Source organism: Bradyrhizobium genosp. SA-4 str. CB756 (assembly GCF_000473125.1).
Lineage (GTDB): Bacteria > Pseudomonadota > Alphaproteobacteria > Rhizobiales > Xanthobacteraceae > Bradyrhizobium > Bradyrhizobium arachidis.
Genome location: NZ_KI421499.1, coordinates 8,054,603 through 8,066,463, shown reverse-complemented (window position 1 = coordinate 8,066,463; position 11,861 = coordinate 8,054,603). Strand labels below are relative to the sequence as shown.

Here is an 11,861-nt window from a genome sequence, read left to right as displayed (position 1 = left end):
TATAGGCCGAAGGCGGCACGGTCAAGACGAGTCAGTTCGCCCGATTACTGAAGAGATCCTTGACCTTGGCGAAGAAGCCGACCGACTCCGGCTGGGTATTGCCGGAGGACAGTTTCTCGAATTCGGCCAGCAATTCCTGCTGCTTCTTGGTGAGATTCTGCGGGGTCTCGACCGCGACCTGGACGTACATGTCGCCGGTCTGGCGCGAGCGCAGCACCGGCATGCCCTTTGATGCGATGCGGAATCGGCGGCCCGACTGGGTTCCGGCCGGCACCTTCACCTTGGTTTTCCCGCCCTCGATGGTCGGCACCTCGAATTCGCCGCCCAAGGCGGCCGTCACCATCGAGATCGGGACCCGGCAGTGCAGGTCGGCGCCATCGCGCTGGAACAGCTGGTGCAGCGCCAGCGACAGGAAGATGTAGAGGTCGCCGGGCGGACCGCCGCGGACGCCGGCTTCGCCTTCGCCGGCGAGCCTGATCCTGGTGCCGTCCTCGACGCCCTGGGGAATGTTGACCGAGAGCGTACGCTCGCGGGTGACCCGGCCCTGGCCCGCGCAGGACGGGCAGGCGTCCTCGATCATCTGGCCGCGGCCCTGGCAACCGTGACAGGTCCGCTCCAGCGTGAAGAAGCCCTGCGACTGCCGCACACGGCCGGCGCCGCCGCAGGTCGAACAGGTCTTCGGCTTGGTGCCGGCCTTGGCGCCGATGCCCGAGCAGGCCTCGCAGGTCACCGAGACCGGAATCTCGATCTGCGCGGTCTTGCCGCCGAAGGCTTCCTCGAGCGTGATCTCCATGTTGTAGCGCAGGTCCGCCCCGCGCTCGCGGCCGCCGCGGCCGCGCTGCCCGGCCATGCCGAACAGGTCTTCGAAGATGTCGGAGAAGGAGGAGGCGAAGCCCGCGCCGAAACCGGCGCCGCCGCCAAAGCCGCCGCCCTGCTCGAAAGCTGCATGGCCGAAGCGGTCGTAGGCGGCCCGCTTGTCCTTGTCCTTGAGGACCTCGTAGGCCTCGTTGATTTCCTTGAACTTGACCTCGCTGCTGTCGTCACCGGGATTGCGATCCGGGTGGAATTTCATCGCAAGCTTGCGAAAGGACGATTTCAAGACGGAATCGTCAGCGGTGCGTTCGACTTCGAGGGTTTCGTAATAGCAGCGCTTGGTGGACATGGCAGGCTCGGTCTATCCAATCGCGAGTCAAGTCGGAGCGAAACAACGTCGCCACGCGACGATATAGGCAGCCTTCTGATTTGCGGCAGAGGGCTGCATGGCAGCGTTGAGCATAGATGCTGGGATTTGATTGATCGTAACGGGCATCCCGCCCGCCCGTCCCGACACGACGGCCTCCCCCTTGAGGGGGGAGGCCAGTTTAGCGTGTGGGGTCCAAGCCGTCCGCATCACACCCTCTCGGGGTTCAGGCGGACTTCTTGTTGTTCTTGTCGTCGTCGACCTCGGTGAACTCCGCGTCGACGACGTCGTCCTTGGCCGCATCCTTCTTGGCGTCGGCCTCGGCCTGCTGCTTGTACATGGCCTCGCCGAGCTTCATCGAAGCCTGGGCCAGCGTCTGGGTCTTGGCCTTGATCGCCTCGGCATCGTCGCCCTTCAGCGCTTCCTTGAGGTCGCTGACGGCATCCTCGATGGCGCGGCGCTCGCTCTCGGCGACCTTCGAACCGTGTTCGGCCAGAGCCTTCTCGGTCGAATGCACGAGACCATCCGCCTCGTTCTTGGCAGTGACGGCCTCGCGGCGCTTCTTGTCCGCCTCGGCATTGGCCTCGGCGTCCTTGACCATCTTCTCGATGTCGGCTTCCGACAGACCACCGGAGGCCTGGATGCGGATCTGCTGCTCCTTGCCCGTGGCCTTGTCCTTGGCCGAAACGTTGACGATGCCGTTGGCGTCGATGTCGAAGGTCACCTCGATCTGCGGCATGCCGCGCGGCGCCGGCGGAATGCCCATCAAATCGAACTGGCCGAGCATCTTGTTGTCGGCCGCCATCTCACGCTCGCCCTGGAAGACGCGGATGGTGACCGCGTTCTGATTGTCCTCGGCGGTCGAGAACACCTGGCTCTTCTTGGTCGGGATCGTGGTGTTGCGGTCGATGATGCGGGTGAACACGCCGCCCAGCGTCTCGATGCCCAGCGACAGCGGGGTCACGTCGAGCAGCAGCACGTCCTTGACGTCGCCCTGGAGCACGCCGGCCTGGATCGCGGCACCGATCGCCACGACTTCGTCCGGGTTGACGCCCTTGTGCGGCTCCTTGCCGAACAGCTGCTTCACGACTTCCTGGACCTTCGGCATGCGCGACATGCCGCCGACCAGCACGACTTCGCCGATCTCACCGGCGGTGACGCCGGCGTCCTTCAGCGCCTTGCGGCAGGGCTCGACGGTCTTCTGGATGAGGTCGTCGACCAGCGCCTCGAACTTGGCGCGGGTGAGCTTCATCGTCAGATGCTTCGGGCCGGTCTGGTCCGCGGTGATGAAGGGCAGGTTGATCTCGGTCTGCGTCGTCGACGACAGCTCGATCTTGGCCTTTTCAGCGGCTTCCTTCAGGCGCTGCAACGCGAGCTTGTCGTTGCGCAGGTTGATGCCCTGCTCCTTCTGGAACTCGTCGGCCAGATAACCCACGAGGCGCATGTCGAAATCTTCGCCGCCGAGGAAGGTGTCGCCGTTGGTCGACTTCACCTCGAACACGCCGTCGCCGATTTCGAGAATGGAGATATCAAACGTGCCGCCGCCGAGGTCGTACACGGCGATGGTGCCGGCCTTGGTCTTGTCGAGGCCATAGGCGAGCGCGGCCGCGGTCGGCTCGTTGATGATGCGCAGCACTTCAAGGCCCGCGATCTTGCCGGCGTCCTTGGTCGCCTGGCGCTGGGCGTCGTTGAAGTAGGCAGGAACGGTGATGACGGCCTGGTCGACCTTCTGGCCGAGATGGGCTTCCGCGGTCTCCTTCATCTTCTGCAGGATGAAAGCCGAGACCTGTGAGGGCGAGTAGGTCTGGCCGTCGGCCTCGACCCAGGCGTCGCCGTTGGAAGCCTTCACGATCTTGTACGGAACGAGCTTCTTGTCCTTCTCGACCATCGGGTCGTCGTAGCGGCGGCCGATCAGGCGCTTCACTGCGAAGAACGTACGCTCGGGATTGGTAACGGCCTGGCGCTTGGCAGGCTGGCCGACGAGGCGCTCACCGTCGTCCGTGACGGCGACGATCGAAGGCGTCGTGCGCATGCCTTCGGAATTCTCGATGACTTTGGCGTTCTTGCCATCCATTACGGCGACGCACGAGTTCGTGGTGCCGAGGTCGATCCCAATGACCTTTCCCATGGTCCTGATATCCTTCTTTTTGCGGCAGGTTGGCTGGGCCCAGAAGGCACCCGAACCGAAACCCCCTAAGATCAAACATCCGCGATATTGCGATGATTGAGGCTCATATAGGAGGGGGGGAGGGGGCCGCAAGGACCGAACGCAAGTTTCGGCCGTGAAAACATTGGGTTTTGGAAGAACATATCCGGGCTCAACCGCCCTTGCGGGTGAGGAAATATTAACAGGTCCGGCGGTCCGCCAGCCCCCGCCACCGTGATCCGCCCCGCCCTGTTACCGGCAGGCCAAACCCGCTACAAGGCGGACCGGCCGGACAGCCTCGCCACCGGGCTGCTTCGCGCGACAAAGGGCCCGATCGCCGACCATCGAACGGCCTCAATGTGAACCAATCAGAGTGCCCATGAAGCTGATCCGCCCCCTCGCTGCGCTCGCCCTCCTCGTTGCCTCGGCGCTGCCGGCCCTTGCTGCCGACGCCATTTACCCGCCCGGACTTCGTCTCGGCATGGTGCCGTTGGTCGGGCTGAACACGGCCAAAACCTTTCCGGGCTTCGAGAGCGAGGACGGCAGCGTCAAGGTGCTGATCACCGAGCTGCCGCCGGCGGCCTATGGCGAGGTCGTCAGCGCCTTCAATTCCAATCCGGCTGGCACTGGCGGCGTCAAGCAGGACAAGATCGAGACCCCCGCGGGTCTTGCCTATTTCACCACCGAAAGCGGCAAGGCGGGCGACACCCCGGTGAAGCGCTATTCGATGATCGTGCCGGGCGCCGGCTTCTCCGGCTATGTCGCGGTCCAGATTCCGGAGAACGCGACCAAGATCTACACCGACGAGGCGGTGCGGCAGATGTTTGCCAGCGCCACCACCCGCAAGCAGGTCTCGGCCGAAGAGCAGATCGCGCTGATGCCGTTCAAGATCACTGATCTGGCCGACTTCAAGGACATCCGCACGCTGGCGCCGGGCTCCAGCATCATCCTCGCCGACGGCAACGAGAGCACCGGCTATGAGCAGAAGCCGTTCATGATCCTCGGCCTGATCGGCGCCACCCCGCAAGCCGCCGACGACCGCGCCCGCTTCGCCCAGGAGGCGGCGCTCCAGATCCCCGGCGTGCGCGAGTCGCGCGTCACCATGTCGGAGCCGATCCGCATCAACGGCCAGCAGGGCTTTGAGACCCGGATCGACGGCGTCAGCGGCAAGGACAAGGTCCCGGTGACCGTGGTGCAGTGGATCCGCTTCTCGACCGGCGGCGCCTCGCTGCGCATCATCGCCAGCGCCCCGCGCGACCAGTGGCAGGCCGCCTTCACCCGCTTCCGCGCGGTGCGCGACGGGATTCAGCCAAAGGGGTAGCAACACATTCGGTGTCGTCCCCGCGAAGGCGGGGACCCATACCGCGTGATCTGGCGATCGTGATCGGTCGCAGTACCAAGCGTCTTCGCCAAACATCTCCCTGTGGTTATGGATCCCGGATCGGCGCGCGCCTGAGGGCGCGCTTGTCCGGGACGAGCGATGTTGGGGCCGGCAAGCCCAACCCCTCACCAAAGCCGGCTGCATTTTCGGGCTTCAGTTCGCTCGCGCGCGGAACTAGGCTTTGCCTCCATTGGCTCACAAGGGGAGGCGAACGATGCTGGATCGGCGACAAATCCTGGCGGCGCTTGGAACGACGGCGCTTGCTGCCCTCACTCCGACCGCACTCCTCGCAGCGGCATCGATCAAGCCGGACGACACCTCGGCGCTGCTCGTGATCGACGTGCAAAACTGCTTCCTGCCCGGCGGCAGCCTCGCGGTGAAGGAGGGCGAGCAGGTGGTGCCCGTCATCAACAAGATCGCGAAAGGTTTTGCGAATGTGGTGATGACGCAGGACTGGCACACGCCCGGCCACATCTCGTTCGCCTCGGTGCATTCCGGCAAGAAGCCGTTCGAGACCGTCGATTTGCCCTACGGCAAGCAGGTGCTGTGGCCCGACCATTGCGTGCAGGGTACCGACGGCGCGTCGCTGTCGAAGGACCTCGCGATCCCGCACGCCGAGCTCATCATCCGCAAGGGCTTTCACAAGGACGTCGACAGCTATTCGGCGTTCCTCGAAGCCGACGGCAAGACCTCCACGGGCCTCGCCGGTTATCTCAAGGGCCGCAAGATCAAGCGCGTCTTCGTTGCGGGATTGGCGACGGATTTCTGCGTCGCCTGGACCGCGCTCGACGCGCGCAAGGCTGGCTTCGAGGTCTATGTCGTGGAAGACGCCTGCCGCGGCATCGACACGCAGGGCTCGCTCGCCAAGGCCTGGGCCGATATGGCCAAGGCCGGGGTGAAGCGGATCCAGTCGGCGGATATCGCGGTGAGTGCGTAGGCTCTCACACAGTCGTTCCGGGGCGGCTCGCAGAGCCGAACCCGGAATGACGCCCGAACTCAGTTCACTTCGTTGCTGTTGGCCGCCGCCTTCGCGCCGCCCTTGGCGACACCGACCAGGGCCGGGCGCAGCACGCGCTCGCCGATGGTGTAGCCGGCCTGCACGACCTGCACCACGGTGCCCGACGGCACCGACGCATCGGGTACTTCGAACATCGCCTGCTGGAAGTTCGGATCGAACTTCTGGCCCTGCGGGTCGAACTTCTTCACGCCGTGCTTTTCCAGCGCGTTGAGCAGCGAGCGCTCGGTGAGCTCGACGCCCTCGATCAGGGAGATCAGGCCGGGATCGGCCGCGGCCCGCGCCTCGGCCGGAACGGCATCGAGCGCGCGCTGGAGATTGTCGGCGATGTCGAGCACGTCGCGGGCAAAGCCGGTGATGCCGTAGAGGCGGGCGTCGGCGACCTCCTTGGTGGTGCGCTTGCGCAAGTTCTCCATCTCGGCCAGCGTCCGCAGCATGCGGTCGCGCGCCTCGGCGGCTTCCTTCTGCAAGGTTTCGACCGAACCCGGCTCGGGATCGTCGGGCATGATGTAGGGTTTTGACACCACGGGCTCGCCGGTCGGTGCGGTCGTGTCTTCGGGTTGCCGGTCTCGATCGGTCATCGGCTCAAATCTCGAACTCGTTTCCAGGGATTGTTGGCCCGGATATCGTGCCTAAGCGGGCGAAAATCAAGCGCCCGTGATCGGCGCAAATGCCGGTCAGCCCCCCAGGAGCCGGCTGACGATGCGGGCGGCGTAGTCCACGGTCGGGATCACGCGGGCATAATTCAGCCGCGTCGGCCCGATCACGCCCAAAACGCCGACGATATGACCGGCGGCATCCCGATACGGCGAGATGATCGTCGAGGAGCCGGACAAGGAAAACAGCTTGTTCTCCGAACCGATGAAAATGCGCACGCCCTCGGCGGTCTCAGCGCGGCCCAAGAGGTCGATCACGCCGCGCTTGGTCTCGAGATCGTCGAACAACAGGCGAACCCGCTCCAGATCCTCCAGCGCGTGCAGATCCTCGAGCAGATTAGCGTGGCCGCGGACGATGAGCTGGCGATCCTCGTTCTCGCCGCCGGACCAGCTCGCGATCCCGGCGGAAATCACCTTCTGCGTCAGCTGATCGAGCTCGGCGCGGGCTTCGCCCAGCGCGGTTTCGAGCTCGAGCCGCGCTTCGGCGAGCGTGCGGCCGCGAATGCGCGCATTGAGGAAATTGCCGGCCTCGGTGATCGCCGAGGAGGGAACTCCGGGCGGTAGCGTCAGCACGCGGTTTTCGACCTGGCCGTCTTCGCCGACCAGGATCACCAGCGCCTTCTCGGGTTCCAGGCGGACGAACTCGATATGCTTCAGCCGCGCATTGGATTTCGGCGTCAGCACCACCGCGGCCGCGCGGGTCAGGCCCGACAGCCGCGTCAACGCCTGGTCCAGCGCGGCCTCGACCGACTGCGCCTGGCCGACGCTGGCAAGCTGGCTCTGGATCGACTGCCGCTCGGCCTCGTTGAGGTCGCCGACCTGCATCAGGGCGTCGACGAAGAAGCGCAGGCCGAGTTCCGTCGGCAGCCGGCCGGCGGAGGTGTGCGGAGCATAGATCAGGCCGAGCTGTTCCAGATCGGCCATGACGTTGCGGACCGAGGCCGGCGACAGCGGCAGGGCGATCAGCCGCGAAATATTGCGCGAGCCGACCGGCTCGCCGGTCGCGAGATAGCTTTCGACAATTTGACGAAAGATGTCGCGGGAACGCTCGTTGAGCTGGGCGAGGCCTGCGCGCGGCGCGATCAGATGGATCGGATCGTGTTGGGCCACAGACGGTAACTCCTCTCAGATGCTCATAATTTGTCCATCCCCGATGCGTCTGACAAGCGTGGTGTTTGCGGGCCTGGAATCAGGGGACGAAAAGGCCTTGCCGCCCACCCTCACCCCACCTACAAGCACCGCGAACAGCCCTTTTCAGTGAGTTTTTGGAGGATTTTCCATGCGGCCAAGCCGCCGTGCGCCCGACGAATTGCGCCCCGTGACGCTGGAGCGTGGCGTGGTCAAATATGCGGAAGGCTCCTGCCTCGTGAAATTCGGCGACACCCATGTGCTGGTCACGGCCACTCTGGAAGACCGGCTGCCGCCATGGCTGAAGGGCCAGGGCCGCGGCTGGGTCACCGCCGAATACGGCATGCTGCCGCGCGCGACCTCGGAACGCACCCGCCGCGAAGCCTCCGCCGGGAAACAAAGCGGCCGCACGGTCGAGATCCAGCGCCTGATCGGCCGCTCGCTTCGCACCATCGTCGATCTCGAAGCGCTCGGCGAGCGCCAGATCACGGTCGATTGCGACGTGCTCCAGGCCGACGGCGGCACCCGCACGGCCTCGATCACCGGCGCCTGGGTCGCGCTCGCCGATTGCATCAACTGGATGAAGGCGCGCAACATGATCAAGACCAACGTCATGCGCGACAACGTCGCCGCGATCTCCTGCGGCATCTACAACGGCACGCCCGTGCTCGACCTCGACTATGCCGAGGATTCCGAAGCCGAGACCGACGCCAATTTCGTCATGACCGGCGATGGCCGGATCATCGAGGTGCAGGGCACCGCGGAACGCGAACCGTTCACGCAGGACGAGTTCCTGAAGCTGATCGCCCTGGCGCAGAAAGGCATCGCGCGCCTGGTGGACTTGCAGAAACTGGCCGTGGCGTAGTCAATAAGCCATGCACCGCCGAATCACCGGAAAGCTCGTCATCGCGACCCATAATCCCGGCAAGCTCGCCGAGATGAAGGAATTGCTCGCGCCTTACGGCATCGAGGCGGTGTCGGCCGGTGAGCTCGGCTTGGGCGAGCCGGAGGAAACCGGCAACGACTTCCGCAGCAATGCCGCGATCAAGGCGATCGCGGCGGCAAAGGCGACCAACCTTCCCTCTTTCGCCGATGATTCCGGCATCGTGGTCGACACGCTCGACGGCGCGCCCGGCATCTACAGCGCGCGTTGGGCCGGACCGAGCAAGGACTTTGCCGCGGCGATGGCCCAGATCGAGCGCCTGCTCCAGGAACGTGGCGCAACCACGCCAGCGAAGCGCACCGCGCATTTCGTTTCTGCGCTCTGCGTCGCGTGGCCTGACGATCATCTCGAAGAGGTCGAGGCGCGCGTCGACGGCACGCTGGTCTGGCCGCCGCGCGGGAATGCCGGTTTTGGTTACGATCCGATGTTCCTGCCTGACGGATACGACCGCACCTTTGGCGAGATGACCAGCATCGAGAAGCACGGCCTGCCGCCGCTCGGCCTCGGCCTGTCGCACCGCGCCCGCGCCTTCGTGAAACTGGCGGAGATCTGCCTTGAGCCGCGATAGAGCGTTTTCGAGCGAAGTGGTTACCGGTTCGCGCCAGGAAAACGCGTCAAAACAAGAATCTGAAGCCTTTGGCGTCTACGTGCACTGGCCGTTCTGCCTGTCGAAGTGCCCGTATTGCGACTTCAACAGCCATGTCCGCCATGCCGCGATCGACGAGGCACGCTTTGCCTCCGCCTTCGCGCGGGAGATCGCAACGACAGCGCAGCGCGCGCCCGGCCGCAAGGTCACCTCGATCTTCCTCGGCGGCGGCACGCCGTCATTGATGCAGCCCGCAACCGTCGGCGCCGTGCTCGACGCCATCGGCAAGCACTGGACCGTCGCGAGCGACGTCGAGGTCACGCTGGAAGCGAACCCGACCAGCGTCGAAGCCACGCGCTTTGCCGGCTATCGCGCCGCCGGCGTCAACCGCGTCTCGCTCGGCGTGCAGGCGCTCGACGATGCCTCGCTGAAGGCGCTCGGCCGCCTGCACAGCGCACGCGAGGCGCTCGATGCCGTCGCCATCGCGCGCCGCTCGTTCGACCGCTATTCGTTCGACCTGATCTACGCCCGCCCCGACCAGACGCCGGCGATGTGGGCCGATGAGCTGCGGCACGCCATCGATGAAGCCGCCGAGCATCTGTCGCTCTATCAGCTCACCATCGAGGAAGGCACGCCGTTCTTCGGCCTGCACCAGGCCGGCAAGTTGAAGACGCCGGACGAGGCGGTCGCCCGCGCGCTCTACGACGTGACGCAGGAGACCTGCGACAAGCTGGGGCTGCCCGCCTACGAGATCTCCAATCACGCGCGCCGCGGCGCCGAGTGCCGGCACAATCTGGTGTACTGGCGCGGCGAGGAATATGCCGGCATCGGCCCGGGCGCACATGGCCGCCTCGATATCGACGGCGTGCGCCATGCCACCGCCACCGAGAAGCGTCCCGAAGCCTGGCTGCTCCGGGTCGAGACCAACGGCCACGGCGTCGTCACCGACGATCTCCTCAACAGCGAAGAACGCGCCGACGAATTTTTGCTGATGGGATTGCGCCTCGCCGAGGGCATTGACCCCGCGCGGTACAAGGCGCTCTCCGGCCGTCCGCTCGATGCCGGCCGCATCGCGCTGCTGCGCGAGGAGGGCGCGATCATGGTCGATGCAACGGGCCGCCTGCGCGTGACGAGCAGCGGATTCCCGGTGCTGGATGCGGTGGTCGCGGATCTCGCGGCGTAACGAGCTCTCGTAGGGTGGGCAAAGGCGCACTCGCGCTGTGCCCACCATCTCTCACTACATCACGTGAAATTCGTGGGCACGCTTCGCTTTGCCCACCCTACGGGACCGTCGTCCTGAACTACGCCCCAAAGCTCTTCGGCGAGCCCGCAACCGCCACGCCGCCGCCAGTCGTCACCTTCATCACCGCAAGTCCGCGCTCATTGGTGCCATCCGCGCGGAAGCGGAACAGGCCGTCGATGCCGGCAAAGCCCGAGGGATTGGTGAGCACGTCCGCCGAGAAGCGCGTGGTGCCCTGCGTGCGCGCGAGCGCGGCGACGAGGGCGACGGCGTCATAGGCCAGCGTCGCGGTGCGGATCGGCTCGGCGCCATATTTGGTGCGATAGCGGCCGGAGAACGCGCGAAAACCGGCCGGATCCGGCGCAGCGTAGAGGCCACCTTGCAAGTTTTGGCTGGCATAGACGCGCGGATTGTCCCACAGGCCGGTGCCGAGCAGCTGGATGTTGCGCAAATTCGCGCCGGCCGCGGTCATCGCATCGGCCACCGCGACGACGGCATCGCCGTCATCGGCAATGAACAGCGCATCGGCGCTGCCGAGCTGCTGTGCGACCGTGCGCGCCGGCGTGGCGCGATCCGCACCATATCTTTCGAATGCGACGACGCGTCCGCCGCGCCGCGGCACCGCCGCCTTCACCGCGGCCTCGACGACATTGCCATAGGCATTGTCGGGCACGAGTACGGCGACCGAGCGCTTCCCGATGCTGGCGGAGTATTCAATGATGCGGTTGACGTCGGACTCGGGGAGGAAGCTCAGCAGATACACACCGCGGCCGGCGATGCTGGAATCGGTCGAGAACGCGATCACCGAGATGTTGCGCGTGCGCGCGACCTGCGCCACCGCCGGCACCGACTGCGCGAACAGCGGCCCCAAAATGATCTCGGCACCTTCCTCGACCGCCTGCTGCGCGCCGGCCTGCGCGCCCTGCGGGGTGCCATTGTCGTCCTTGATCAGCAGCTGGATGTTCGGGTTCTGGAACTCCGCCAGCGCCATCTCGGCGGCATTGCGCATCGACTGAGCGGCAAGGCCGGCATTGCCGGCGGCCGAGAGCGGCAGGATCACGGCTACCTTGACCCCGCCGGTGCCAGCGGTGGTCGCCTGTTGCGGCGGTCCGGCCGGCTGGGCCGGCGGCGGAGAGGAGCTGCTGAAGGGATTTGAGAACTGGCTGAGGCTTTGCTGCACGCCGGCGCAGGCCGAGAGCAGGGGGGCGCCGAGCAACAGGCCGAGCGCACCCCGCCGGGTCGCCCCGGACATTCGGGGCCCCTCAACGGGAGATTTCGGATCACGCGGGCCCAGCATTGCAGCTTCTCTTCTGACCAGCGATCGCCAGCCGGTCACAACATTCATTGCCGCGACAGAAGCCGCGGATTCAGGCATATTGTCGGCAAATAGTTAACCAAAACAAAAGGATAATGACCGCTTAACACGGCCGCACCCGTAGGTCCTGGCTGTCCGCCGACCCCTCGACAGCATCAAGGCGGCGTTTCCGCCGCGAATATGACGTTGACGCTTCATACCCTCTCGCATGTGACCCGGTGGATCACATTCCCGTCCTTTCCCGCCCCCACCCCGTCGTATCTTGGGTTTG

At 65.6% G+C, this 11,861-nt stretch carries 10 protein-coding genes; 5 read left to right on the top strand and 5 right to left on the bottom strand.

Annotated features, from left to right (window positions below; all coding sequences use genetic code 11):
* Window positions 1-31: 31 nt before the first annotated feature.
* Window positions 32-1,162 (bottom strand): molecular chaperone DnaJ, encoded by a 1,131-nt coding sequence (dnaJ, locus tag BRAGE_RS0139025; protein ID WP_027561641.1) that lies wholly within the window; start codon window positions 1,160-1,162, stop codon window positions 32-34.
* A 244-nt stretch (window positions 1,163-1,406) separates the two neighbouring features.
* Window positions 1,407-3,308, bottom strand: a complete 1,902-nt coding sequence (gene dnaK, locus BRAGE_RS0139020; RefSeq protein WP_025033017.1) for a molecular chaperone DnaK — start codon at window positions 3,306-3,308, stop codon at window positions 1,407-1,409.
* 397 nt (window positions 3,309-3,705) lie between these two features.
* On the opposite strand from dnaK, the gene BRAGE_RS0139015 reads away from it, so the two are divergent.
* Both BRAGE_RS0139015 and pncA read left to right on the top strand, forming a co-directional pair.
* Window positions 3,706-4,647, top strand: a complete 942-nt coding sequence (locus tag BRAGE_RS0139015) for a hypothetical protein (RefSeq protein WP_027561642.1) — start codon at window positions 3,706-3,708, stop codon at window positions 4,645-4,647.
* A gap of 274 nt (window positions 4,648-4,921) precedes the next feature.
* Window positions 4,922-5,644 (top strand): bifunctional nicotinamidase/pyrazinamidase, encoded by a 723-nt coding sequence (pncA, locus tag BRAGE_RS0139010; RefSeq protein WP_027561643.1) that lies wholly within the window; start codon window positions 4,922-4,924, stop codon window positions 5,642-5,644.
* A 59-nt stretch (window positions 5,645-5,703) separates the two neighbouring features.
* Here the strand turns inward: pncA and grpE are convergent, their stop codons facing one another.
* A complete protein-coding gene (gene grpE, locus BRAGE_RS0139005; protein WP_027561644.1) occupies window positions 5,704-6,303 on the bottom strand; it encodes a nucleotide exchange factor GrpE in 600 nt (199 codons plus the stop codon).
* A 96-nt stretch (window positions 6,304-6,399) separates the two neighbouring features.
* Window positions 6,400-7,488 carry a heat-inducible transcriptional repressor HrcA gene (gene hrcA / locus BRAGE_RS0139000; protein ID WP_027561645.1) on the bottom strand — a complete coding sequence of 363 codons (1,089 nt, stop codon included), beginning with the start codon at window positions 7,486-7,488 and terminating at the stop codon, window positions 6,400-6,402.
* Between the two features lie 169 nt (window positions 7,489-7,657).
* Between hrcA and rph the strand changes: the two genes are divergently transcribed.
* From rph to hemW, 3 genes are read left to right on the top strand one after another with little or no spacing between them, the layout of a single operon-like run.
* Window positions 7,658-8,371: a ribonuclease PH gene (gene rph, locus BRAGE_RS0138995; protein WP_027561646.1), complete on the top strand. Its 714-nt coding sequence runs from the start codon at window positions 7,658-7,660 to the stop codon at window positions 8,369-8,371.
* A gap of 10 nt (window positions 8,372-8,381) precedes the next feature.
* Complete coding sequence (rdgB, locus tag BRAGE_RS0138990) at window positions 8,382-9,017, top strand: RdgB/HAM1 family non-canonical purine NTP pyrophosphatase (RefSeq protein WP_027561647.1); 636 nt, start codon at window positions 8,382-8,384, stop codon at window positions 9,015-9,017.
* 16 nt (window positions 9,018-9,033) lie between these two features.
* A complete protein-coding gene (gene hemW, locus BRAGE_RS0138985; protein WP_051378281.1) occupies window positions 9,034-10,218 on the top strand; it encodes a radical SAM family heme chaperone HemW in 1,185 nt (394 codons plus the stop codon).
* 118 nt (window positions 10,219-10,336) lie between these two features.
* Here hemW and BRAGE_RS0138980 read toward each other — a convergent pair whose 3' ends face one another.
* On the bottom strand, window positions 10,337-11,572 hold the full coding sequence (locus BRAGE_RS0138980) for a penicillin-binding protein activator (RefSeq protein WP_027561649.1): 1,236 nt from the start codon (window positions 11,570-11,572) through the stop codon (window positions 10,337-10,339).
* Window positions 11,573-11,861 lie beyond the last annotated feature (289 nt).